Raw genomic sequence first — 23960 nt, 5'->3', positions numbered from 1 at the left:
AAGGAACCCGCGGACTGACAGCTACGGGCCGTTTATGTTCATGACATGGCTACTGCAAACCCGTGAAAACAGGCGGATTCGGGAACTCAGATACGACCAGCGCGGCCCGGGTCCACGTCGATAGCGTCGACCGGACACACGTCGACACAGAGCATACAGTCGATGCACTGGTCCTCGTGAGCGGGGTCGGCTTTGATTTCGCTCTCCGGGTGATCCGGCGAGTCGACCCACTCGAACACGTCGACGGGGCAGTCTTCCAGACACGCGCCGTCGGCGATGCAGATGTCGAAATCGACGGCGACGTGTGTCCCGTGGATACCCAGTTCCTCGGGTTCGTCGACCGGTCCCCAGACGTCGTGTCCGTCGTGCTGTTCGACAACGTCGCGGTTCTCCTCGAACTCCGGGTCTATGGCCATTGGTATCTTATCTCACTTTTGAAAGCTACTTAACTTTTCGACCTGACCGTCAGAATCCGGGGCCGTCGGAGCGATCCAGACCCCTGCCGCCCGCCGGCCCGGGGTCGCCGATGCGGTCGGTCGGGTCCGGCAGGTCGCCGCCAGGCACTCCGGTGTCGTCGACCGCGTCGGCGGCGTCTGGCCCGGCGACGGCTCCCCGGAGGAACTCGACGGTCCGCTCGTATACGTCGTCGTAGTGAGCGCCGTGGAACGGGAACCCGTGGTCCGCCGACACCGACTCGTGAGCCACGTCGGTCATCGGTCCGAGGGCGTCGGCCAGCAGTTCGGACTGGGACGGCGGGACGGTCTCGTCCTCGGTGCCGTGGAGCAACAGCGTCGGGGGCGCGTCGGTGTCGGCCTGTGCGACCGGCGAGGCCAGGTCGTAGGCCGCGGGCTCGTCGTCGGGCCCGCCGCCGAGGTACTGGCGGTGGAACCGCTGTCCCTCCCCCATCTCGGCGTCGAGCGCGCGGAAATCGTAGACGCCGGCGTAGCCGACGGCGGCCGACAGGCGGGAGGACGCGCCGGGGTACAGCTCGGGTTCGAACCCGGGCTCGTCGGCCGTCAGCGCGGCCAGGACGACGAGGTTCGCGCCGGCAGAGTGGCCGACGCCGACGATTCGGTCGGTGTCAGCGGCGTAGCTCTCGCCCTCCGCCCGAACCCACTCGATAGCGGCCTTCACGTCCACCAGCGCCGCGGGGAAGGTCCACTCGGGTGCGAGGCGGTACTGGGGTTCGACGACGAGGAAGCCGTCCGCCGCGAGGTCGAGCGCGTGCCGGGCGAACTCGCCCTTGTCGCCGAACGCGAACGCGCCGCCGCGGACGAGCACGGCGACCGGCTTCGGGCCGCTGGCCGCCGGCGAGTCGTACAGGTCGAGCGTCAGCGTCTCGCCGTCGACCTCCTGGAACGGGATGTCGCGCTGGACGGTCACCGACTCGGGAGCGGGGTCTGTCACGGGCAACGGTCGGGCCGTCACGGGCTTAAGCCCGACGCTATTCGCTCTCGACCCCCTCTGAGTCGGGGTTGAATGCTGTGTCGACACCGCCAGCGGCCAGCGACGCCTCGGCCCCGCCGGCCCCGACTTCCGCGAGGGCGTCCTCGAAGTGGGCCATCGTCAGAGCGACGTCGTCGAGTTCGCCGTCGGACCCGACGTACTCGCGGACGGCCGCGGCCGCCGCCTCTCGACAGACGGCCTCGATGTCGGCCCCGACGTAACCCTCGGTCCGCTCGGCCAGGTCGTCGAGGTCTACGTCGTCGGCCAGGGGCTTGTCGCGGGTGTGGACCGCGAAGATGTCGCGTCTCGCGTCTTCGTCGGGTTCTTCCACGGCGATGTGGCGGTCGAGTCGCCCGGGGCGCAAGAGCGCGTCGTCGATGAGGTCCGGGCGGTTCGTGGTGGCGATGACCACCACGTCCTCCAGTTCTTCGAGGCCGTCGAGTTCCGTCAAGAGTTGCGAGACGACGCGCTCGCCGACGTTGGAGTCGCCGACGCCGCCGGTCCGCTCGGCCGCGATGGCGTCAATCTCGTCGAAGAACACCACAGTCGGGGCGTTCTCGCGGGCCTTGCTGAACACGTCACGGATCCCCTTTTCGCTCTCGCCGACGTACTTGTTCAGCAGTTCGGGCCCCTTGATGGAGATGAAGTTGGACTGGGCCTCGTTGGCGACGGCCTTGGCAAGCAGCGTCTTCCCAGTGCCGGGCGGGCCATAGAGAAGGACTCCCTTCGCCGGTTCGAGGCCGACGTGGTCGTAGGCGTCGCCGTGTTCCAGGGGCCACTGGACGGTCTCGCGCAGGCGCTCCTTGGCCTCGGCCAGGCCGCCGACGTCGTCCCACGTCACGTCGGGCACTTCGACGAACACCTCGCGCATCGCCGAGGGCTCGATGCTGCGAAGCGCTGCACGGAAGTCATCGTCGGTGATTTCGATAGCGTCGAGCACCGAGGCGTCGATGCGGTCTTCTTCTAAATCCAGTTCGGGACGGACCCGGCGCAGCGCGTGCATCGCGCCCTCCCTGGCGAGGTTCTCGATGTCGGCCCCGACGAAGCCGTGGGTGTTCTCGGCGTAGGTGTCGAGGTCGATTCTCTCTGCCAGCGGCATCCCACGGGTGTGAATCTGTAGGATTTCCTTGCGGCCATCGCGGTCAGGGACGCCGATTTCGATTTCGCGGTCGAAGCGGCCGGGGCGGCGCAGTGCCGGGTCCACGCTGTCGACGCGGTTGGTCGTCCCGATGACGGTAATCTGGCCCCGCTCTTTGAGGCCGTCCATCAGGCTGAGCAACTGGGCGACGACCCGGCGCTCGACGTCGCCGCTGACCTCCTCGCGTTTGGGCGCGATGGAGTCGAGTTCGTCGATGAAGACGATGGCCGGTTCGTTCTCCTCGGCCTCGTCGAAGACCTCGCGGAGCTGCTCCTCGCTCTCGCCGTAGTACTTCGACATGATCTCCGGCCCAGATATCGTCTGGAAGTGTGCGTCGATTTCGTTGGCGACAGCGCGGGCGATGAGCGTCTTGCCGGTGCCGGGCGGGCCGTGCAGCAGGACGCCCTTCGGCGGCTCGATACCGAGCGTCTGGAACAGTTCGGGGTGGCGCATCGGCAATTCGATCATCTCCCGGACCTGTTCGAGCTCGTCGTCGAGACCGCCGACGTCCTCGTAGGTGACGCCGGGCATCTCCGGTTCGGGCGAGTCCGCGCGTTCGACGTCGACGGTGTCGGCGGGCTGGTCCGCGAGGTCGACCGCGGTCGACCCGGTCACGACGACCGGCCCGGACGGCGTGGTGTCGACGACCTGGGCGGGCACCCGTCGGTTAGACTGTCTGGAAAGCAACCCGAATCCGAGCGGGAGCGCGATGGTCTGGCCGACAGTCACGGCCTGGTCGGCCAGCTGCTCCCGGACGTGGGGACCGAGGTCGCCCTGTATCCGGAGCCCCTCGGGCAGGGTGAGGGTGACCCGCTCGGCCTCACTGACAGTGGTCGGTTCGACGGTCACGCGGTCGTCGACGCTGACGCCAGCCGTGTTCCGCAACTGGCCGTCAATACGGACGTACCCGCGGCCGGCGTCGCTGCGGTCACTCGGCCATGCTCTGGCGATGGCCGACCGGTCGCTTGTGCGTCCCTCTATGCGGACGAAGTCACCGCTGCTTAGCGAACTGTCCTCCAGGACCTGCCGGTCGATGACTGCCATCCCACTCCCCGGCTCTCTGTTCTTGAGTGGCTTGACAGTCAGTTGCATCGGTAGTGGAACAAAAAACTCGGTTATCGAGCGGTACGCCTGTGGCCCGACGGTTAGCCTTCGACCTCTATCTGCTTGCCGCGGGCCGTCGCGCCTGCCTCGACAGGCAGACGCACTTCGAGGATACCGTTCGTGTAGTTCGCAGCGATACCCTCGTCGTCGATGCGCTTCGGGAACCGGAAGCGTCGGTGGTACGTCCGACGCTCGCCGCGCTGTTCGTCCTCGCGCTCGGCAGCGATGTTCAGCATGCCGTCGTCCCAGGAGACGTCGATGTCCCCGACGTCGAAACCCGGGAGTTCGACGTTGAGGACGAACTCGTCGTCCTCTTCGTACAGTTCGTAGTCGTCGCTACCTGTTTCGAACAAGCGGGACGGAAGGTCAAAGCTGCGCATCCAGGAACTCGGTGTGGTCGTTGGCAGGGCCATTGGCCATCACCTCGTATCCATTTGACACTAGTGTTGTGGTTCGTAAAAAATCTTACTAATTTTGATAAATGATAACACACAACAGCTAGAACGTAAGCGAACCGTTACGGTACAGAGGCCGGAGTCAGGCCAGCGGGACCGGCGACTCGCGCGTGTCAGGGATGTGCGAAGTACGCGACGGACTCCGCGTCCGGGTCGTCCGCGACCTCGTCGAGGCGGGCGAACCCGATACGTTCGAACTGGACGACCTCGTCGGCGTCGTAATCGAGCAGGCCGGGTTCCGCCACACCTGACACGTCGCCGTCCATTGTCCGGAGGCGGAGGCGTGGGCCGTCGGCCGGTGCCCAGTGAATCACGTCGACGCCCTCCTCGCGGACCGCGTCAATGTCGTCGCCGGTGTACTCGAAGGCGTCACGAGTGTGGCGCACGCAGCCGTATCCCTTGAGCCAGACCCGTTCGCCGTGTCCCGGCAAGTCGTCGCCTTCGACGGCAACACCACTGGTCACCGGAATCTCGCGGCGGCCACGCCCCTCGAAGTCGGGGTGGAGCGGCGGTTCACCGGCCTCGGGACCGCCGACGACCTGGCGCTCAACGAGGCCGCCGTGAGCCTCGTCGTCCCGGACGAAGAACGCCCGGTCCGAGGCGTCGTCGACAAGGTCGCGGTTGTTCGAGTAGATGGAGGACATCGCGAGGTCGACGTTCGAGGTGGACGTGCCCAGTTGAATCATCGCGTCGACGACGGCCTCGCCGCGGATGCCCCGGCGTTCGAGGCTGGCGACGGTCGGCGCGCGGGGGTCGTCCCAGCCCGCGAGGTCGCCGTCCGCGATGAGTTCAGCGATGCTCGACGTGGACAGCGGCACGTCGTAGGCATCGACCTGGACGTGGCCCCAGTGGATGACCTCGGGGTACTCCCAGCCGAAGTAGTCGTAGACGAACTGCTGGCGCTTCGCGGAGTCCTGGAGGTCGATGCCGCGGATGATGTGGGTCACGCCGAGCAGATGGTCGTCCAGCCCGCTCTGGAAGTCCAGCATCGGCCAGCAGCGGTACTCTTCGGCCGCCTCGCGTGGATGTGGTGTGTCGATCATCCGGAAGGCCACGAAATCCCGGAGCGCCGGGTTCTTGTGGGTGATGTCGGTGCGGACCCGCAGGACCATCTCGCCGCTCTCGTACTCGCCGTCGACCATCGCCTCGAACTCCTCGCGGGTGGTCTCGGCGTCCTTCTCGCGGTGAGGACAGGCCTCGCCGCTGTTTTTCAGGTCGGAGAACTCACCCTGGGGACACGAGCAGGTGTAGGCCCCGCCCAACTCGATGAGGTCGCGAGCGTGCTCGTAGTACGTCTCGACGCGGTCGCTGGCGTTCACCACATCGTCGGGCTCGAAGCCCAGATAGTCGATTGCGTCCAGTATCGCGTCGTAGGCGTCCAGATCCGGCCGCTTGGTCTCGGGGTCGGTGTCGTCGAAGCGGCAGATGAACTCCCCGTCGTAGCGCTTCTTGTACGTCCCGACGACGGCGGCCATCCGCGCGTGGCCGATGTGCCACGGGCCGTTAGGGTTGGGCGCGACCCGCATCCGCACGGTGTCGTACTCCTCTGTGTTGGGCAGGTCCGGCAGCGGGTGGTCCTCACCCTCGTCTTCGGCTTCCAGTTCTTCGAGCTTCGCGGGGGCGAGTTCGGCCAGTCGCTCGCGGCGCTCGTCGGCGTCCATGCCGTTGACCCGCTCGACGACCGGAGCGATGACGCCCGGAATCTCGTCGCCGTACTCGCGGAACTCGGGGTTCTCGCCCATGAGCGGGCCCATTATTGCGCCGACCTGTGCCTCGCTATCGTGTTTGACCGCGTTGAGGAGGGCGTTCGTCTCCGCCGCCTCCGTGATTCGGTCTCGCAGCTCGTCGTCCATTACCGGGACCTGCGACTGGGAGGGTCAAAACGCCGTCGGACCACCTTTTTCAGCGTCGGGTTCGCGCTGACCGCGCGAACCGCTCCTCGAAAAACGTGGGCGAAAAAGCGGAGCCCCCACGCTGTTCGGGCCCGTGAACCGCCGGCTTCGCCGGCGGATGCTCGTCTCCACCCATCGTTTCTTTTACCCAGCTATATGCGCCCCTATCTTCTCCAGCGCCTCAACCCCGGTCACCTCGCCGGACTGGTCGGGAACCGTCCACAGGTCCAGGTCCGGCAGCGACGTCCGCAGTTGTTCGATGGCCTCGTCCTGTACTGCTTGCTTGCCCCGACAGCGCTCGCAGTCGCCGGCGTCCTCGATGACCTTGTTCACCACGAGCGTCGTCACCGGGACCTCGAACTCGCGGAGTCGCTCGACCAGCCGCTCGGACTCGCGGACGGCCATCGTCTCGGGGATGGTGACGACGCGGAACGCGGTCCGGTCGGGGTCCCGCAACACTGTGCCGACCCGCTCCATCCGCTCACGCATCGCCGTGAAGTCGTCCGGGCCGTCGTCGCGGCGACGCGCCATCGGGCCGAACATCATCGTCCGGGCGGTGTTGGCCTTTCGACGGACCTGGTCGCGGAGGTCCATCGCCGTCGCCACGCCGCGGTCGAGCACCGACGGGAGGTCCAGCAGGCGGAGCGTGTGGCCGGTCGGCGCGGTGTCGAACACCACGCGGTCCCAGCGGTCGCTCTCGACGTACGTCGCCATGCCCTCGATGGCCGCCAGTTCGTCGCTGCCGGGCATCACGCCGGAGGTGAACAGCTCCGCGACCTCGTCCTCGTCCATCCGGATGCCGGCGTCGGAGAACTCCGCCGCCAGCGCCTCGAACAGCGAGCGGTAGCGGTCGATGCCGGTCTGTGGGTCCACCTCGACGCCCCACAGCCCCGGCCGGATTTCCGTCGGGTCGCCGCTGACCTCGGCCTCGACGGCGTCGCCAAGCGAGTGTGCGGGGTCTGTCGAAACGACGAGCGTCTCGTGGCCCGCCGCTGCCAACCGGTGGCCGGTCGCCGCCGCCACCGTCGTCTTGCCGACGCCGCCCTTGCCGCCGTAGAGGACGAATCGAGTCACGGGCGTCGCTAGGGAGCGACGCGTCTTAGTTGCTGACCAGCAGCTATCAAGGTCGGGTAGACGACCGGACCGGAGAACGGGCCAGTGAAGGCCCTCAGTAGTCGCGCTCGACGAGGTAGTTGGCGATGCCTTCGAGCAGGGAGCGGGCCTCGTTGTCCGGCAGGACTTCGAGGTTCTGCTTCCCGCTCGCGATGAGGTCCTGCCCGGTCTGGCGGGCGTACTCGATGGAGCCCACCTCCCGCAGGCGCTCGACGGCGGCGTCGATTTCGGCCTCCGAGACCGCCTCGACGGAGTCCGTGTCGATGAGTTCGCCGACGTCGACGCCCTGCTGGCGGGCGTGCAGCGTCACGAGCGTCTGCTTGTTCTCGACGAGGTCAGAGCCCCGCTGCTTGCCGAGCTTCTCCGAGGGGGTCGTCAGGTCCAGCAGGTCGTCCTGAATCTGGAACGCCCGCCCCACGTCGAGCCCGTAGTTGTACAGGGCGTCGACAGTCTCCTCGTCGGCCCCCAGCAGCGTGGCCGGAATCGAGGCGGCCGCGCCGTACAGCACGGCCGTCTTGAGTTCGACCATCTCCAGGTACTCCTCGGGCGTGACCACGTCGCGTTGCTCGAACTCGATGTCGAGCGACTGGCCCTCACAGATCCGGGTACACGTCGTCGCGAGCCGCTTGTTCGCGTCGACGGTCCGCTCGGGGGCCGCGCCCGTATCGAGCAGGAACTCGAACGCCTTCGAGTACAGCGTGTCGCCGGCGAGAATCGCCGTCGAGAGGTCGTACTCCTTGTGGACGGCGGGCACCCCGCGCCGGAGCGCGTCGTCGTCCATGATGTCGTCGTGGATGAGCGTGAACGTCTGGATGACCTCGATGGCCAGCGCGGCCGACATCACGTCGGCCCGCCCGCCTTCGAGCGTCGGGAAGTCACGGTAGGCTGCCGTCAGCGGGTCGACGTCGAGCAGCGACTCCGCGACCAGCAGCAGGACCGTCGGGCGGAGCCGTTTCCCGCCCGCGTCCAACAGGTACCGCGACGCCTCGTAGAGGTGGTCCGGTTTCTGCACCGGGAGGTCCTCCGGGAGGGCGTCGTTGACCCGGTCTCGTCGGGCGACAATCGCGTCTTCGACCTGCTGATGGCGTTCGGACATCGATTTACTCGGTGAGCTTTATCATGTTGCCGTTGCGGGTGATGTGGAGGTCCCGTCCGGCTTTGTAGCCCATGTCTTCCGCGAGGTCGACGTACGGTGCGAACCCTTCGAGGCTCTGGTGGGCCGGGATGATGTTCTTCGGCTGGAGCGCGTCGATCATCTCGTAGTGGCCTTCCTCGCGGAGGTGGCCCGAGACGTGGATATCGTCGTATATGCGTGCGCCCTGCATGCCCAGGAGCTTCTCGGACTGGTAGCGCTGGCCCTCGTTGGTCGGCTCCGGGATGACCCGGGCCGAGAACAGGACCTTGTCGCCGTCGTCTAGCTCGTAGGGCGTCTCGCCCCGGCCCATGCGTGTGAGCATCGCGCGCGGTTCGCCCTGATGGCCGGTGACGATGGGGAGGAAGTTCTCCTTGCCCTCGTTCATGATGCGCTTGAACGTCCGGTCGACGGACTTGCGGTGGCCGTACATCCCGAGGTCCTCCGGGAAGTCGACGAAGTCCAGTCGCTCCGCTGTCCCGGAGTACTTCTCCATCGAGCGGCCCAGCAGCACCGGCTGGCGTCCGATGTCGTCGGCGAACTCGACGAGGCTCTTCACGCGGGCGATGTGCGAGGAGAACGTCGTCGCGACGATGCCGCCGTCGTAGTCGGCGACGCTGTCCATCACGTCCTTGAGGTGGCGACGCGCGACGGACTCGGAGGGCGTGCGGCCCTTTTTGCCCGCGTTCGTGCAGTCCTCGATGTAACAGAGGACGCCCTCGCCTTCGCGGCCGATCTCTCGGAACCGCTTCATGTCGATCGGGTCGCCGATGACCGGCGTGTGGTCCATCCGCTTGTCAAGTCCGTAGACGACCGCACCCTCCGGCGTGTGGAGGACTGGGTTGATGGCGTCGATGATGGAGTGAGTGACGTTGACAAACTCAAGCTCGTTGCGCTCGCCGATGGACATCGTCTCGCCGGCGTCCATCTTGACGAGGTCGTTCTGGACGCCAAATTTCTCCTCGCTCTTGATCTGCTGTTTGACGAGTTCGATAGTAAACGGCGTCGCGACGATAGGTGCGTCGTAGCGGTGGGCGAGCTTGGATATCGCGCCGATGTGGTCGAGGTGACCGTGTGTCGGCACGATAGCCTTCACGTCGCCCTCCAGGTCGGACATGACCCGGTCGTCCGGGATGGCACCCATGTCGATGAGGTCCAGCGAGTGCATCCGTTCCGTCTCGACGTTGTCGTGAATCAGTACCTTCGAGAGGTTCAGGCCCATGTCGAAGATGACGACGTCGTCCCCTGCACGGACGGCCGTCATCTGTCGGCCTACAGCCTCGTAACCGCCAATTGTCGCAATTTCGACTTCCATGGTTGTAGCTCCGAGTGGAAAGCCGGCCGCGGGCATCCGGTGGGGCACGGCAACGACGGTATCTGCAATGTAGGCGACTTCGTCCGCGTCGGCGCTCCAGGCCAGTCGGGTACGCCCGTAGCCTGTGCAACCGCAGTGGGAGGGACTTCCGTCCCGCAACTTACATCCGCCGTCTGCCGGCCGCCGAACCGCAGTCCACGGGCGGCCGTGCGCTCGGTTACGTCGGTCTACAACGGCGCTTCTTAAAACGGTGTGGGTTCGTCGCTACTCGTCGTCTAAGGGGTCCGAGAGCGGGTCGTCATCACCGGAGACATCAAAGCCAGTGACACCGTCGTCCGCGAGCGTCGAGTCATCATCAGCGGTCGTCTCTGTGTCCTGTGACTTCGACTCGCCCTGAACGCTCTCGTCAGCGTCGGTTCCAGAGTGTTCGGTATCAGCGCCACCGAACAGGTCGTCCGTCGTCCGTGGGCCACCGGACGTGTCCGTCTCACCAGCTTCATCGAGTAGTCGGGTGTCTCGAGTCACGGCGTCGTGCTGATCCGCTTCGTCAGCACCGGCTGAGTCGACGCCAGTGGGTTCGGTATCGGCTTCGGGTTCAGTTTCCCAGTCGTCGGCCGGTGCTGGCTCGTCCCCTTCCCAGTCGTCGGCCGGTGCTGGCTCGTCCCCTTCCCAGTCGTCAGCCGCCGCGGGGTCCTCGCTCTGCGTGTCGAACTCCGCAGGGTCCGGCGGCGTCCATTCCTGTGGTTCCGTACTCGGCTCGGGTTCTTCGGTGGCGTCCTCAGCGAGCAAATCACGGTCCGACTGCTCGCTGGGTTCGGACTGAGGTGCGACCGGGTCCGAATCGTCGGGGAACTCCGCCGGAGATGGCTCCGCAGTGGTGTCGTCCACTGTCTGAGATTCTGGTCCGGCAGCGTTTTCAGCTGGCTGTGGCTCCGATATCTGGTCATCCTGCGCTGCCGGGGCTGTCTCTCCATCTGTCGCCGGGGCCATCGTCTCGTCGGCCGACGGTGGTTCCGGAGTGTCATCGGCATCACGACGGTCCGTATCTGTCGCCGGCACATCGTCTGCCACCGGCTCAGCGGCCGTCACCGAGTCAGCATCCGCCGGCGGATTCTCGTCGGCCGCCGACACCGCAGTGTCATCAGTCCCGGTCGCCGCAGTCTCGGACGTAGCAGACGGCGCTGCTGTGTCAGACTGGTCGGAGTGGTGCTGTTCGGGCGCGTGGATTCCCGATTCACCGGCTGGGTCGGCGTCTGGCTCGGAGTCAGCGACCGGTTCCGACACTTCGGACTGGTCAGTCGCCGGCTCGACAGCCGTCGGGTCAGCAGCCGGACCGGTGCTCTGTGAAACCGCCGGATCAGACTCAGCCGGCTCCGGCGTGGGCTCGTCGGACTTCGAAGTCGATTCGGTAGCGGGCGCAGCGTTACCTTCGACAGTGCCAGTCGCTGTCTGGTCGCTCGCTGAGGAACTGGCAGCTGGCACATCGCCCGCATCACGCTGTGCTGTCTGTGCCGCGAGCGTACCCGCCATCGTCGCGTCGGCGATGAGCTTGTGAGTCAGGCCAAGCAAGCCGGAGAGCAACAGGAGCCCACCGAGCGCACCGACGACAATGCCGAGTACCGCACGATAGCCCGCGGTCCCCGAAAGTGAGCGGAGCGAGCCGTTCTGTATCAACACGTACCCTGCAGCGATGAGGCCGCCACCGACGCCGGCGACGACAAGCAATGTCCCAAGAAACCTCGTTCCGTATCGATAGACGTCGGTCAGACCTACTGCAGACATAGTCGCATAATTGCTAACAGAGGACAAATATGTTACGACAGTTGCTGAAGTGATATTTAAGCTACCAGTCTTCCGGAGTCAAGCAGTGATACCACTTCAGCAGCAAGTCTTGGGTCGACATCGACTACAGCGTGCTCTGGGACGGGGCTGTTGACCACAAGTCAGTCGGCGTCTCCACCAGCGATGGTCGTCCCCGGACTCTCGCCGGCGAGAAAGGCAGGCAACGCATCGGGACCGAACACGAGGGCAGGGGCGGAGAGCGCAAGCAGCGCACGTACTTTGCCGGCCATCCCACCCGACACGTCCGTCGCCTCGCTCTCGCCCAGTGCCGATGCGACGGCCTCGAACGTCTCGATACGGTCGATGACTGTCCCGTCGTCATCGAGAACGCCGGAAACAGTCGAGCAGACGCCGACGCGGTCGGCGTTGACGGCCGGCGCGAGTTCGACGACCAGTTCGTCGCCGCTCAGGACCGTCGCGCCCGCACCGGCGTGTGCGACGAGGTCACCGTGGAGAACCGGGACGAACCCCTCACCGAGAAGCGTCGTGACCTGTGCCGTCGGCAGGGAGAGGCCGCCGTCGGCGTCGCGTGCGGCCGCCGAGAACGGGTGGACCGGAACCGCCGGCACACCCGCGTCAGTGAGTGCTTCAACGACAGCGGCGTTGAGCCGACACATCGCCCCGTGGATAGCCCGGACACCGTCACCGTCGTGGGTCCCTTCGGTCGTGCTGACGCCGTATTCGGCGGCGTGATGGTGACCGAAGCTCCCGCCGCCGTGAACGACGACGATGTCGTCGCCGACCGCCGACTCGGCGACGGCAGACACCGCGTCCGACAGGGCGGCCCGGTCGACCGTCTCGGGCTCGTCTTTTTGTGTGATGACACTCCCCCCGAGTTTGAGGACGACCGTCATTCCTGCCGGACCCCGTCGGTGTCCAGTTCGGCCCGGAAGACATCCTCACACCCCGGCGTGTACTTCAGCGCCGTGAGTGCGTCGTCCGTCTCGTCCAGTGCGACGATACAGCCGCCGCCGCCGGCCCCGGTGAGTTTCGCGCCGTGTGCGTCAGCGTCGCGGGCCGCCCACACCATCGAGTCCAGCGACCGCGAGGAGACGCCCAGCGCCGAAAGCAAGCCGTGGTTGAAATCCATCAGCTCCCCGAGCCGTTCGTAGTCGCCCGTTCCCAGCACCGCCTCGCCCTCGCGGACGATATCGCCGATTGTCGCGACGGTGTCGGCGGCGAAGTCGTACTCCTCGCGGAGGTCTCGGACGCCGGCAACCAGCGCCCCGGTGTCGCCGGCCCCGCCGTCGTAACCGATGACGAAGGGGAGCGTGTCGATGCCGTCCAGCCGCCGGCAGTCGTCGCCCTCCACGCGGACCGCCCCGCCCATGGCTGAGCAGAACGTATCCGCCCGCGAGGCTTGCCCGTCCTGTACCTCATGTTCGACCTGGTAGGCGCGGTCGGCGATTCCGCTCGCCGGCAGTTCGACGCCGAGTTCTCTGGTTGCCGCGTCTATCGCCGCGACGACGAGCGCGGCCGACGACCCCAGCCCCGCGCCGAGCGGGATGTCGCCCTCAACAGAGATCTCGAAGCCCGCATCCGGCGCGTCGGCCGCGTCGCGGGCCTGTGCCACCGCCTCGTTGACGTATCCCATGCCAGCCTCGACAAGCGATTCAGCGACGTCCACGTCTGGATGGCTCTCTCCGTCACCGGAGTATTCGACGGTAAAACCGTCCAGTTGCAAGTCATTTGCGTGGATGCGTAACCCCTCGTCGATTTCAGTTGCCGTCACGTGCACCCGCCGCTCGATGGCGCAGGGCACCGCCGGCTCGCCGTAGACGACTGCGTGCTCCCCGAACAGATACACTTTTCCGGGAGCGCTCGACGTGACCATACCCGCCCGTGTGCACCCAGGGCGTTAGGCGTTTTCGGAGTCGATGGTCAGGACGGCTGTCGGAATACGATGCAGAAACGGTGTCGACATCGGCGAAGTCGAGGCGGATGCCGCCGCCGGACAGTTCGCCGACGGTCACGTAGAGCGCCCACTGCGGGAAGCAACAGTGACGTCGGAGTAGTCCCGTCGGAGTCCGCGCTACCGCTCCTGCACTCGCATCGACATTTCCTGCCGGGGATGGGCAGTCAGCGACGGTAGCAACTCCAGCGGCGTCTCGCCTTGGAACTCCAGTCGGTACTGACTGGCCGTCGTTGCGGTGATGAGCTGTGCTTCGAGCATTGCGAGGTGCTTCCCGATGCAGTGACGCGGGCCGCCACCGAACGGGAAGTAGGCGAACCGCGGCCGCTCGCTCGCTCGCTCGGGCTTCCAGCGCTCCGGGTCGAACGACTCGGGGTCGTCGTAGAACCGTTCGGATCGGTGGACGCCCCACTGTGGAACCATCAGCGTCGTCCCGGCCTCGACATCGTAGCCGGACAGCGTCACGTCCTCTGTCGGCTCCCGGAAAATGGTGTACACGGGCGGGTAGAGTCGCATCGCTTCCTGAATTACCCATTCGAGGTAGTCCAGTTCGCGGACGTGTTCCATCCCCGGCCGGTCGTCGCCGACAACATCGTCCAGTTCCTCGTGGACTCGCTGTTCGACTTCAGGGTGTTCCGACAGCAGGAACCAGGTGTAGGTCAGCGTCAGCGCCGTCGTGTCGTGGCCCGCAAGCAGCATTGTCATCATCTCATCACGCAGTTGCTCGGGCGACTGATTCCCCTCGTCGCGGGCACGCAGGAGTACCGACAGGAAGTCCATCGGACCGTCTTCAGCTGTCCCGACCGAGTCCTCGCGGACCTCGATGATGTCGTCCAGCACCTCGTCCAGCGTCCGCACGGCGCGGTTGAACTCGGCGTCGTCAGGCATCGGCATCCACTGTGGCATGGCGAACCGAATGGGGTCGGGCTCGAACCGCTGGCCCAGTGGCAACAGTTGTTCCTCGATTGTGCGGACTCGCTGTTCGGAGAGTTCGACGCCCATCATCAGGTCCAAGATCACGTCCAGCGTCACTCGGGTCATCGACTGCTCGGCGTCGATAACATCGCCGTGAGACCAGTCGGCGATGCGGTCCTCCGCGTGGCCGGTGATGCGGTCAGCCATCCCCGAAAGTCGAGCCATCGAGAACGCTGGATTGGCGAGCTTTCGCTGCTGCTCCCACGTTTCGCCTTCACTCAACAGCAGTCCGTCTCCCAGCAGGTCCCCGAGCGCATCTCCCTGAAAGTCGGGTTTGCGGAACCGCTCGGCCTCTGAAACCAGTACCCGCTCGATTGCCGTTGGGTCACACAGCATGACCGTATCCATCGGCCCCATGTCGAAGCGGGCAACATCACCATAGGCCCGCTCCAGCGCTGAGATGAACCGGAACGGGTCCCGAGCGTACGTGCGACTACTGCCGAACAGCGGTTCGCCCTTCGGTCCGGGCGGCGTCTTTGACATCGACTACTGTTAGTGTCGAACACGCTTGAATGGTGTGCCAAATGGCTGGAAGCGCGCGGTTCAGAGCCAGCGGTCGGCGTCTATGTCCCAGCTGGTGTGTACCGATACCCAGACGCCGCCGAGGCCACCGAGGGCGCTGAGCCCGACAGTGTACAGCAGAAAGAAGCTGAACACGAGCGCCAGAAACAGGTCGTACCCCGGTGCGCCGGGTGGAATCCCGAACCCGAGGAGGCCGGCGATGTACAGCGCCGGGAGGAAGAGCGCGAGCAAGGGAACCATCGCACAGACGCCAGCAAGCGTTCCCAGCCAGAGCCCCGTCCGGTAGCCGCCGCTGCCGTGGTTCGCCGCGGCCACTGCGCCGCCAGCCACCGACGAAAAGGGAACGAACGACAGCGCAATCGTGACGAGTGCCCCGATACCAGCGTTGGTCACCGACTCACGCATACGCGTTGCTCGTAGTGCGCTCTCGATTGATGTAGTTACCGACAGTTTCGGGCTGTCAGTCGCCGAACGTCGTGTCATACTTGACGTAGTTGCCCAGCCAGCCGCCGACCGCGCTCAATCCGAGGAAATACGCGGCCGCCGTGATCGTTCCCAGGACGAGCACGAACAAGCCCGCCGCGCCGAACACACCGAGCGCCTCGGGAACGACCGCCAGGAACGCGGCCAGGAAGACGAACACGACAACGAAGAAGACCAGCGAAATCGCCAGCCCGACGACGCCCGAGAGCAGTCCGACGCGGACTCCGTCGTCTCGCTCACCCCCTTCAAGATAGCCGGCGATGCAACCGCCGAGCAGCGGCGCGAGCGGGACGAACCCACTCAGAAGTGCGGTCGCGACGGCACCGATGACGGCGTTGACGAACGTGTCTCCCTCTCCCATTTCCCGGTGGTACTCCGGGCCCCGTGGTAGGTCTTGTGTTGGCGACACCGGCGTTGTCACTCGTGGGTCAGCGGGCCGGAAAACGAAACAGTTCAGCGACGTTAGAGGTCGGACTCGAAGTCGTCGAGTCCGTACGTCGGCTCGGCACCGCGGCGGTCGAGCGTCTCGTTGGCCAGCAGCCAGTAGACGACCGACAGCGCCTTGCGCCCCTTGTTGTTCGTCGGGACGACCAGGTCGACGTTCGACGTGGTGTTGTTGGAGTCACACATCGCGATGACCGGGATGCCGACCGTGATGGCCTCCTTGACGGCCTGGGCGTCACCGATGGGGTCAGTGACGACCACGATGTCCGGCTCGATGTAGCCGTCGTAGTCGGGGTTGGTCAGCGTGCCGGGGATGAACCGGCCGGTGCGGACGCGCGCCCCGATGGCTTCGGCGAACTTCTCGGCCGGGAACCGGCCGTACTGGCGCGACGACGCGGCCAGAATCTGCTCCGGCTCGTAGTTGGCCAGGAAGTCCGCGGCGGTGCGGATACGCTCGTCGGTCATCGAGACGTCCAGCACGTACAGCCCGTCGGTCCGGACGCGGTGGATGAACCGCTCCATGTCCTGGGTCTTCTGCTGGGTCCCGATGTGGACACCAGCGCCGAGGTAGTCCTCGACGGGGATGAGGAGGTCGGCCTCCGACTGCTCGTCGGGCATGACGTCCTCGTCCAGCTGTGGACCGGCGGCCTCGTCAGCCGCTTCGTCGGCGTCTGTGTTTTCGTCAGTTGGTTCGGCCTCTGTCGCCTCTTCGGCGTCGTCGGCGGGCTGTTCGGCTTCCGTTTCGGTCTCCGCGTCGACCGCTTCGTCGTCCTCCTCGGACGGGTCGAAGTCGGAATCGGACGCGTCGAGACCTTCTTTTTCGTTGCCGCTCATACTGCGTTGTCCTCGATACGGATTAGTTCGTTCAGCTTGGCTGTGCGCTCGCCGCCGACCGCGCCGGTCTTGATGAACGGTGCGTCAGTGGCGACAGCGAGGTGTGCAATTGTCGTGTCTTCCGTCTCACCACTGCGGTGGGAAACGACGGACTCGTAGCCGCTTGCCGTCGCCAGTTCGATGGCGTCGACGGCGTCGGTTAGCGTCCCGATCTGGTTCGGCTTGATCAGGATGGAGTTCCCGGCGTCGGCGTTGATACCGGCCTGCAGGCGCTCGACGTTCGTAACGAACAGGTCGTCGCCACAGACGAGCGTCTGGTCCCCGACCTGTGCGGTCAGGTCCGCAAAGGCCTCGTAGTCGTTCTCGTCGAGGGGGTCCTCGACGTAGACGAGGTCGTACTCCTCGACCTTCCCGGCGATGTACTCGATCTGCTCTTCGGTGGATTTGACGCCGTCGTCGTAGACGTAGCCGTCCGCCTCGTCGTCGTAGAGTTCCGCGCCGGCGACGTCAAGGCCAAAGGAGATTGCGAAGCCAAAGTCGTCGGCGACAGCTTCGACGGCCTCGTCCATGATCTCGAACGCTTCGTCGTCCGAGACGGACGGTGCCCAAGCGCCTTCGTCGCCCTTGCCCGCTGGCAGGTCGCGGTCGGCCAGAATGTCGTGGACCTCCTGGTGGACCGCAGCGTTGGCGAAGACGGCCTCCTCGACACTCGGTGCGCCGACAGGGGCCGCGAGGAACTCCTGGATGTTGGTCGCGTCCGCGGCGTGCTCGCCGCCACCGATGATGTTGCCCAGCGGCGTCGGGTACTCGTTGCCCCGGAATGTGCCGCCGAGGTGCTGGTACAGCGGCGCGCCGAGCACGTCGGCACCGGCCTTCGCGGCCGCCATAGAGATGGCGACGGCGCTGTTGGCTCCGATACCGGAGAAGTCGTCGGTACCGTCAGCGGCGTGGAGCGCCGCGTCGACGTCGCGCTGGTTCCCGGCGTGGACTTCGCCGATGAGCCGCGGGAGTGCTTCCTCGCGGGCGTTGGCGATGGCCTCGTTGGCGGGGAGTTCGATGGCCTCGTACTCGCCCGTGCTTGCGCCGCTCGGTGCCTTGCCACGACCGAAGCCCCCACTCTCGGTGAGAACGTCGGCCTCGACGGTCGCGTTCCCGCGGGAGTCGAGGACGCGGCGGAGTCGGATGTCAGTGATGAGCGTCATCGTTAGTCACTCCTGTTGACCGTAAACGGTAGGACGCCAGCGTCGTACTCCTCGGCGGCGATGAGTATCGGCTGGGTGTGTTCCGTCTCTATGAGCACGGGAGCACCGTGGGCCAACTGCAGCGCTCGTGCGCCGAGTTTGCGGGCCTTCTCGTAGCGGCTTTCCTGTGCGTTCATTGGTAGGGTGAGACGATGTCGACGAGGTCTTTGTGCGAGACGAGCATCCGGCGACAGCAGTGCCGCTCGACGCCGAGTTCGTCGAGGACCTTCTCCGGGTCCTCTGGCTCCTCGGCCTCGCGGGTGCGTGCTTTGAACTCCTCCCAGTGTTCGCCGACGACGTTACCGCACGTGAAACACCGAACCGGTACCATCATACCTGTATCACCTTAGCGGTACGATTTCTGGTAGCGGGCCCGCGCACCGGGGCCGCCCCACTTCTTGGGTTCGGACTGGCGAACGTCGTTGACCAGCAGCGAGCGGTCGAACTCCATGAACGCGTCGCGGAGTTCGGCGTCGTTGGTGTGGTCGACGAGGCCGCGAGCGATGGCGGTTCGGGCGGCGTCTGCCTGCCCCATGACGCCGCCACCTTCGACGGACACCTCGACGTCGACTTCGCCGCGGAGGTCGTCCTCGGCGATGCGGAACGGTTCCAGCATCTTGAGCTGCGCCAGCTCGGGGTCGACGAGTTCGACCGGCTGCGAGTCGATACGCACGCGGCCCTCGCCCTCGCGTACGGTCGCGCGGGCGACGGCGGTCTTCTTCTTGCCAGACGTGTTCGTTACCATGTCTTGTTCGCTCCAAGCGTTTCGCTGATTTCGCCCAGCGTGACGAACTTGATGTTCGACAGTCGGTCAAGCGACGTGCCGTCTAGAACCTCGCCGTCCTCGTCGTACGGGTTGCCGAGGTAGACACGGACGTTCTCGAACGCCTCGCGGCCACGCTGCTTCTTGTGGGGCAGCATGCCACGGATGGTGCGCTTGAAGATGCCGTCCGGTCGCTTGGGGTAGAAGTACCCGTTGTCGTTACCGATGTCGACGCGTTTCTTGTACTTCTCCGTTATCTGCTCCTCTCGGCCGGTGATCACGGCGCGTTCAGCGTTGACGACGGCGACCGTCTCGCCGTCGAGTGCCTGTTCGGCGACCTGTGATGCGACGCGGCCCATGATACAGTCGCGGGCGTCGACGATGACATCCGCGTCGAACTCTGCGACGCTCATCGGATCACCCGGACGTGGGAGCCTTCTGGGTTGTTTTCGATTGCCTGTTCGAGTGATACAGCCTCTCCAACCTGGTCGATCTTCGTCTCGGCGGTTCCGGAGAAGTCGACAGCGGCGACGGTGACGTCCTTCTGCAGGACACCGGAGCCAAGCACCTTGCCGGGCACGACCACGGTCTCGTCTTCCTGGGCGTATCGTTCGATACGGCCGAGGTTGACTTCCGCGTGTGTGCGCCGTGGCTTTTCTAAGCGCTCGGCGACGTCGCCCCAGACAGCACCGCCCGAACTGCGGGCGGCTGACTTCAGGTCGGCGATGAGACTACTGAGTCTCGGGTTCGTCTTACTCATATGATTCCTCCGTTGTGGGAAAAGTGCAGGGAGCAGGATTTGAACCTGCGGACCCCTACGGGACAGCGCCCTGAACGCTGCGCCGTTGGCCAAACTTGGCTATCCCTGCGCGCGATTGTTCGTTTTGCGTGCCCCGTAAAACCCCTTTCGGTCCTCGCGCTCGGGGAGCGGGCGGTCATCGGCCGTGGTGGGGTGTATCGGGGCATTGTATCGTTACAGCTGGACTGCGTCTTTCAGTTCGGTCGCGCGGTCACGCAGCGTCTCGACCGCGCGCAGGACCAGTTCCTCGGTGGTGAACGACCCGTCCGTCTCGACGTGGAACACGAACGCGTTCGGCACGTCTGAAACCTCGACATCTTTGCCGGGGTAGCGGTTCCGGAGGTCGTTGTCGAACTCGTCTGTCGCGACGAGTTCGCCGTTGGTGGCGTCGCCGGCGGCGTGTTCGGCCGCCTGCTCTTCGATGACGCCACGCAGGATGTTCGGATCGTCGTCCTCGAACTCGCCGAGGTCGCCGACGACCTCCACCTGCTGGAGGTGTCGGTAGCCGACGGCCACGCCACCCTGATGTTTGGCGTGTTCCCGACCGGTGTCGAGGACGGCGTCGGCCTCGACTTCAAGACGTTGGCCCTCCTTGAGATCGATGATCGGGATGTTGTCGTCAGCGGCCTCGACCATCGGGTCCGAGGAAACGAGGTCACTGGAGTAGGCCGTGGCCGGCCCGTCGACGGACAGCGACAACGTCACCTCGTCGCCGATCTCGAAGTCGTCGAGGTCGGTCGTCAGCGGGACCAGTCCCAGTCGGAGACCGATCTGCTCGTTGAACATCACGCTGGTGTTCTCGATGACGCGGACGGTATCGATACTGAACGTCGGTACGTCCGCGACCATCGCTCGCCGGATGCCGTTGGCGAAAGCTGGCGTGATGCCGCGCACGAGGATGCGGGCCTCGCGCTCGCCGCGTTCGACGAACTCAACCTCGTAGTCCTGTGTCATTGGTTAGAATCCGGAGTTCTTGGGTGCACGAGTACCGTCGTGCGGGGTCGGCGTGACGTCCTCGATGCGACCGATCTCCAGACCAGCTCGGGCGAGTGCGCGGATCGTCGCCTGCGCACCCGGGCCGGGCGAGGTCTGGAGGTTGCCGCCGGGACCGCGGACCCGAACGTCGACGCCTTCGACGCCACGGTCGAGGGCCTTCTCCGCAACGACCTCAGCCATCTGCATCGCCGCGTACGGCGACGCCTCGTCGCGGTTCTGCTTGACGACCGTCCCGCCGGAGCTCTTTGCGAGCGTCTCTGCCCCGGTCTGGTCGGTGATGGTGATGATCGTGTTGTTAAACGATGCGTGCACGTGGGCGATGCCCCAGATGTCTTCGGTGTCTTCGCTCATTCTTGGGCCTCCGCGCGCTCAGGGTGGAGTTCGTCCGACAGCGAGCTGTGCTCGTCGAAGCCGACCGAGCTCTCGACGGCGGTCTCCACCGTCATTCCGGGTCGGGTAACTCGAGCGTCGTCCAGCACGATGTGTCCGTGGACGATGAACTGGCGGGCCTGCTCGGGCGTGTTCGCGTAGCCCTTGCGGTAAACGACCGTCTGCAGGCGGCGTTCCAGCACGTCGGTCACGTCGAGCGACAGCACGTCGTCGAGCTGGTCCTGCTCGTTGAGGATGCCGTAGCGCTTGAGCCGAGCGAGGAACTCCTCGGACTCAGTCTCGTGCTCGCCGGCGCTGCCCAGCAGCTTCCGGGCCTCACGACGGTAGCCACGAAGCTCGGACTGTGCGCGCCAGAGCTCTTCTTTATTTTTCAGGCCGTAGCGGCCGATGAGGTTGGCCTCGTCGGCAATGCGCTCGCCCTGGAAGGGGTGGTTCGGCGTCTCGTAGAACTTCGTGTTTGAGCCAAGTGCCATTATTCGTCATCCTCCGCGGCGGCATCTTCGGCCTGCTCTTCTTTGATCGCCTCGACGTTGACGCCGATGGTACCCTCCGTCCGGCCAGTGGACTTGGTTCGCTGTCCACGGACCTTCTGGCCGCGCTTGTGGCGGATACCGCGGTAGGAGTCGATCATTTTCATGCGGTTGATATCCTGCCGGCGGGTAAGCTGGAGGTCGTTGCCGGTCTCGTGGGTGGTCTCACCAGTGAAGTAATCCTTCTGGTGGTTGGCCATCCACTCGGGCACCTCGTCGGCGAAGTTCTCGACGTGGTCGACAACGCGCTCGATGACGTCGTCGTCGAGTTTGCCGAAGACAGCGCGCCGGTCGACATCCGCTTTCTGGGCGATGATTCGGGCGGCCCGATGGCCGATACCGTTCAGTTCTGTCAGTGCTCGCTCGACGGATTTCGTCCCGTCGAGGTCTGTCTGTCCGATACGGACGAAATAGCGGATGTCTTCCTCCTCTTCGGCATCCGCGTCCTCGCCCGCGTTGGGGTCTTCTGCACTCATATGTAGGTACTGATGGGTGAGCGTCGTGGCGGGGATTCGAACCCCGGAGGCTGTACGCCACAGAGTTAGCAACCCTGCGCCTTGGGCCAGGCTTGGCTACCACGACACGCGTTCTATGACACTCGCGCCCGCGGCACGCGGACTCGGGGGCCGGTCCCCCTACACGAGTCTATCCGACTCTATTCCGGGGTTGTATTTAAACGCAACGAAGGTGGTCTGCCGCGTGAGTGTTCAACATGGCCACTGAGACATGTAATACCAAGTCCCACCATGTAGACGGCGGCCTAAGATATTCCCTGTGGGACTGCGTGCGTCCACACATGCACCGGCGCGTCGCCGATGGCGGCAGCACCGTCGACCCGACCAACCGAACGGCGGTCCGCGACCAGCTGGAACAGTTCGCAGGACCTGCCGCCGTGACCGAGGCAGACGACGGAACGCTCCGGGCTGAATTCAGTGGCCGAACACACATCGCAGTGACTCCCGACGGAGCAATCGACACCGGAATGCCACTACACTCGTTCGACGGGATGCCGGAGCGGCTCGTGTTCAACCACGATAGCGGCGAGTTACGCGCAGAACTTGACGACGGCGGCGTCTACGTGTTTCGACGCCCCTGATCCAACATCGCCGCTGTACGTCCCACTTAATCGCATGCCTGCATGCGCGACAGAAATCTTTGTCACACCGCCGGCGTCGTTCGACGGCTGCCGTGTCCGGCGGTGTCACAATCCTTATCGCACCTCCGGGACCTACTCCTGTGCATGAATACAGACGACGTACGCGAGCGCCTGCGAACGGTCGAGGACCCGGATCTGGGAGCCGACATCGTCTCACTCGGGCTGATCAACAGCATCGACGTGACTGACGACGAGGTCAGCATCGACCTGGCGCTCGGTGCGCCGTACTCGCCGACTGAGACGAGCATCGCGAACGAGGTCCGCGAGGCGCTGGGCGACACCGACCGCGAAATAGATCTCTCGGCGAGCGTCGACCGTGGCGTCCCGGAAGCGGAGGACCCACTTCCGAAAGTCAAAAACGTCATCGCGGTCGCCTCGGGCAAGGGCGGTGTGGGCAAGTCGACCGTCGCGGTGAACCTCGCTGCAGGTCTCGCGCGGCTCGGTGCCCGCGTCGGCCTGTTCGACGCCGACGTGTACGGCCCGAACGTCCCCCGGATGCTTGACGCCGATGAGCAGCCGCGTGCGACAGAAGACGAGGAGATCATCCCTGTGGAGAAACACGGGATGAAGCTGATGAGCATGGACTTCCTCGTCGGCAAGGACGACCCGGTCATCTTTCGCGGCCCGATGGTCGACAACGTCCTCACCCAGCTGTGGGACGACGTGCTCTGGGGCGAACTCGACTACATGATTGTGGACCTGCCGCCCGGGACCGGCGACACGCAACTGACGATGCTCCAGCAGGTGCCCGTCTCAGGAGCCGTCATCGTCACCACGCCGGAGGAGGTCGCGCTCGACGACGCCCGGAAGGGGCTTCGGATGTTCGGCCGCCACGAAACTCCCGTGCTGGGAATCGTTGAGAACATGTCGTCGTTCGTCTGCCCGGACTGTGGCGGCACGCACGACATCTTCGGCAGCGGCGGCGGCCGCGAGTTCGCCGACGAGACGGAGATGCCGTTCCTCGGCGAGATTCCGCTCGACCCCGAAGTCAGGGAAGGGGGCACGACCGGGGAGCCGCTGGTCCTCGACGAGAACAGCGATGTCGGCGAGTCGTTCCGGGATATCGCCGCCCGCACGGCGAATATGCAGGGCATCATCCACCGGAAACGCCAGAGTGACAGCCAGCGTGCACAGCCAGAACAGTAGCGGGCAGTAACTGAAGAGAGCGGCCGCTCAGATGCCGCGGGAGACAGAGAGAAAGAACCGAGTTACGCTTCGACTGGGTTGTTCATCTTCCGGGTGACGTAGCCGGCGATGCGGTTGCGGACGCCCTTGGACTCGATGTTTGTCAGTTCCTCGACGACGTCTTTGTTGTGTTCGAAGTCTGCGCCGAAGGCGTCGGGGTATCGCTCCATGAGGAGCGTCCCGGTCTTCTTGACGTAGGCGGGTTTGATTGCCATGCGCGCTACTTGCTTGGTCGCACTCAAAAAGGGTTCGGAACGGACCACGCACGCGAACGTTTATCAGGAGGAACGGAG

Annotated in this window: 28 protein-coding genes and 2 tRNA genes; 2 read left to right on the top strand and 28 right to left on the bottom strand. The window is 65.3% G+C overall.

What is annotated here, in order from left to right:
- Nucleotides 1-86: 86 nt before the first annotated feature.
- The 27 genes from DVK01_RS10105 to DVK01_RS09975 all read right to left on the bottom strand — a co-directional run bounded on the left by DVK01_RS10105 (nucleotide 87) and on the right by DVK01_RS09975 (nucleotide 21908).
- Nucleotides 87-416: a ferredoxin family protein gene (locus DVK01_RS10105; protein ID WP_101349519.1), complete on the bottom strand. Its 330-nt coding sequence runs from the start codon at nucleotides 414-416 to the stop codon at nucleotides 87-89.
- 49 nt (nucleotides 417-465) lie between these two features.
- Nucleotides 466-1407 (bottom strand): alpha/beta hydrolase, encoded by a 942-nt coding sequence (locus tag DVK01_RS10100; RefSeq protein ID WP_121536541.1) that lies wholly within the window; start codon nucleotides 1405-1407, stop codon nucleotides 466-468.
- A 37-nt stretch (nucleotides 1408-1444) separates the two neighbouring features.
- Nucleotides 1445-3676 (bottom strand): CDC48 family AAA ATPase, encoded by a 2232-nt coding sequence (locus tag DVK01_RS10095; protein ID WP_121511037.1) that lies wholly within the window; start codon nucleotides 3674-3676, stop codon nucleotides 1445-1447.
- A 53-nt stretch (nucleotides 3677-3729) separates the two neighbouring features.
- The gene (locus DVK01_RS10090; protein ID WP_101349516.1) at nucleotides 3730-4101 is read right to left on the bottom strand and encodes an Hsp20/alpha crystallin family protein; all 372 of its coding nucleotides are present in this window, start codon (nucleotides 4099-4101) and stop codon (nucleotides 3730-3732) included.
- A gap of 155 nt (nucleotides 4102-4256) precedes the next feature.
- Nucleotides 4257-5996: a glutamate--tRNA ligase gene (locus tag DVK01_RS10085; protein WP_121536539.1), complete on the bottom strand. Its 1740-nt coding sequence runs from the start codon at nucleotides 5994-5996 to the stop codon at nucleotides 4257-4259.
- A gap of 183 nt (nucleotides 5997-6179) precedes the next feature.
- Nucleotides 6180-7109, bottom strand: coding sequence for an ArsA family ATPase (locus DVK01_RS10080; RefSeq protein WP_121536537.1), 930 nt, complete (start codon nucleotides 7107-7109; stop codon nucleotides 6180-6182).
- 94 nt (nucleotides 7110-7203) lie between these two features.
- Complete coding sequence (gene idsA3, locus DVK01_RS10075) at nucleotides 7204-8244, bottom strand: geranylfarnesyl diphosphate synthase (RefSeq protein WP_121511041.1); 1041 nt, start codon at nucleotides 8242-8244, stop codon at nucleotides 7204-7206.
- Nucleotides 8245-8248: 4 nt separating this feature from the next.
- Entirely contained in the window at nucleotides 8249-9595 is a 1347-nt protein-coding gene (locus DVK01_RS10070) for a ribonuclease J (protein WP_101351407.1), read from the bottom strand.
- A gap of 264 nt (nucleotides 9596-9859) precedes the next feature.
- Complete coding sequence (locus DVK01_RS10065; protein ID WP_121536535.1) at nucleotides 9860-11377, bottom strand: hypothetical protein; 1518 nt, start codon at nucleotides 11375-11377, stop codon at nucleotides 9860-9862.
- A 161-nt stretch (nucleotides 11378-11538) separates the two neighbouring features.
- Nucleotides 11539-12291, bottom strand: a complete 753-nt coding sequence (locus tag DVK01_RS10060) for an isopentenyl phosphate kinase (RefSeq protein WP_121536533.1) — start codon at nucleotides 12289-12291, stop codon at nucleotides 11539-11541.
- A complete protein-coding gene (gene mvk / locus DVK01_RS10055) occupies nucleotides 12288-13271 on the bottom strand; it encodes a mevalonate kinase (RefSeq protein ID WP_101349510.1) in 984 nt (327 codons plus the stop codon). Before mvk ends, DVK01_RS10060 begins: the two co-directional genes overlap by 4 nt.
- Nucleotides 13272-13469: 198 nt before the next feature.
- Nucleotides 13470-14807, bottom strand: coding sequence for a cytochrome P450 (locus tag DVK01_RS10050; protein ID WP_101349509.1), 1338 nt, complete (start codon nucleotides 14805-14807; stop codon nucleotides 13470-13472).
- A gap of 60 nt (nucleotides 14808-14867) precedes the next feature.
- Nucleotides 14868-15251 (bottom strand): DUF5518 domain-containing protein, encoded by a 384-nt coding sequence (locus DVK01_RS10045; protein ID WP_101349508.1) that lies wholly within the window; start codon nucleotides 15249-15251, stop codon nucleotides 14868-14870.
- Between the two features lie 55 nt (nucleotides 15252-15306).
- Complete coding sequence (locus DVK01_RS10040) at nucleotides 15307-15690, bottom strand: DUF5518 domain-containing protein (RefSeq protein ID WP_101349507.1); 384 nt, start codon at nucleotides 15688-15690, stop codon at nucleotides 15307-15309.
- A 101-nt stretch (nucleotides 15691-15791) separates the two neighbouring features.
- Nucleotides 15792-16607 carry a 30S ribosomal protein S2 gene (gene rpsB / locus DVK01_RS10035; RefSeq protein WP_101349506.1) on the bottom strand — a complete coding sequence of 272 codons (816 nt, stop codon included), beginning with the start codon at nucleotides 16605-16607 and terminating at the stop codon, nucleotides 15792-15794.
- Entirely contained in the window at nucleotides 16604-17809 is a 1206-nt protein-coding gene (gene eno / locus DVK01_RS10030) for a phosphopyruvate hydratase (RefSeq protein ID WP_101349505.1), read from the bottom strand. The genes rpsB and eno overlap by 4 nt, the downstream gene beginning before the upstream one ends.
- 2 nt (nucleotides 17810-17811) lie before the next feature.
- Nucleotides 17812-17985: a DNA-directed RNA polymerase subunit K gene (locus tag DVK01_RS10025; protein ID WP_004516796.1), complete on the bottom strand. Its 174-nt coding sequence runs from the start codon at nucleotides 17983-17985 to the stop codon at nucleotides 17812-17814.
- A complete protein-coding gene (locus DVK01_RS10020; RefSeq protein ID WP_004516797.1) occupies nucleotides 17982-18182 on the bottom strand; it encodes a DNA-directed RNA polymerase subunit N in 201 nt (66 codons plus the stop codon). Before DVK01_RS10020 ends, DVK01_RS10025 begins: the two co-directional genes overlap by 4 nt.
- Nucleotides 18183-18194: 12 nt before the next feature.
- Entirely contained in the window at nucleotides 18195-18593 is a 399-nt protein-coding gene (locus DVK01_RS10015) for a 30S ribosomal protein S9 (protein ID WP_004516798.1), read from the bottom strand.
- Nucleotides 18587-19024, bottom strand: coding sequence for a 50S ribosomal protein L13 (locus DVK01_RS10010; RefSeq protein ID WP_008310363.1), 438 nt, complete (start codon nucleotides 19022-19024; stop codon nucleotides 18587-18589). Before DVK01_RS10010 ends, DVK01_RS10015 begins: the two co-directional genes overlap by 7 nt.
- Entirely contained in the window at nucleotides 19021-19371 is a 351-nt protein-coding gene (locus DVK01_RS10005; protein WP_004516800.1) for a 50S ribosomal protein L18e, read from the bottom strand. The genes DVK01_RS10010 and DVK01_RS10005 overlap by 4 nt, the downstream gene beginning before the upstream one ends.
- A 24-nt stretch (nucleotides 19372-19395) precedes the next feature.
- Nucleotides 19396-19480: transfer RNA gene (locus DVK01_RS10000), tRNA-Leu, on the bottom strand.
- Nucleotides 19481-19584: 104 nt separating this feature from the next.
- Nucleotides 19585-20364: a DNA-directed RNA polymerase subunit D gene (locus DVK01_RS09995; RefSeq protein WP_004593560.1), complete on the bottom strand. Its 780-nt coding sequence runs from the start codon at nucleotides 20362-20364 to the stop codon at nucleotides 19585-19587.
- A gap of 3 nt (nucleotides 20365-20367) precedes the next feature.
- Nucleotides 20368-20757, bottom strand: a complete 390-nt coding sequence (locus DVK01_RS09990; protein ID WP_005535604.1) for a 30S ribosomal protein S11 — start codon at nucleotides 20755-20757, stop codon at nucleotides 20368-20370.
- The gene (locus DVK01_RS09985) at nucleotides 20754-21269 is read right to left on the bottom strand and encodes a 30S ribosomal protein S4 (RefSeq protein ID WP_004593562.1); all 516 of its coding nucleotides are present in this window, start codon (nucleotides 21267-21269) and stop codon (nucleotides 20754-20756) included. The genes DVK01_RS09990 and DVK01_RS09985 overlap by 4 nt, the downstream gene beginning before the upstream one ends.
- The gene (locus DVK01_RS09980) at nucleotides 21269-21802 is read right to left on the bottom strand and encodes a 30S ribosomal protein S13 (protein WP_053966998.1); all 534 of its coding nucleotides are present in this window, start codon (nucleotides 21800-21802) and stop codon (nucleotides 21269-21271) included. Before DVK01_RS09980 ends, DVK01_RS09985 begins: the two co-directional genes overlap by 1 nt.
- Nucleotides 21803-21823: 21 nt before the next feature.
- Nucleotides 21824-21908: transfer RNA gene (locus tag DVK01_RS09975), tRNA-Ser, on the bottom strand.
- Nucleotides 21909-22122: 214 nt separating this feature from the next.
- Between DVK01_RS09975 and DVK01_RS09970 the strand changes: the two genes are divergently transcribed.
- Both DVK01_RS09970 and DVK01_RS09965 read left to right on the top strand, forming a co-directional pair.
- Nucleotides 22123-22422: a hypothetical protein gene (locus DVK01_RS09970; protein ID WP_101349504.1), complete on the top strand. Its 300-nt coding sequence runs from the start codon at nucleotides 22123-22125 to the stop codon at nucleotides 22420-22422.
- Between the two features lie 144 nt (nucleotides 22423-22566).
- Complete coding sequence (locus tag DVK01_RS09965) at nucleotides 22567-23628, top strand: Mrp/NBP35 family ATP-binding protein (protein ID WP_121536531.1); 1062 nt, start codon at nucleotides 22567-22569, stop codon at nucleotides 23626-23628.
- A 62-nt stretch (nucleotides 23629-23690) separates the two neighbouring features.
- Here the strand turns inward: DVK01_RS09965 and DVK01_RS09960 are convergent, their stop codons facing one another.
- A complete protein-coding gene (locus tag DVK01_RS09960; RefSeq protein WP_004516807.1) occupies nucleotides 23691-23882 on the bottom strand; it encodes a 30S ribosomal protein S17e in 192 nt (63 codons plus the stop codon).
- Nucleotides 23883-23960 lie beyond the last annotated feature (78 nt).

This window comes from Haloarcula sp. Atlit-120R, assembly GCF_003665885.1.
GTDB classification, from domain to species: Archaea; Halobacteriota; Halobacteria; order Halobacteriales; family Haloarculaceae; genus Haloarcula; species Haloarcula taiwanensis.
This window is presented reverse-complemented; position numbering and strand designations above follow the sequence as displayed.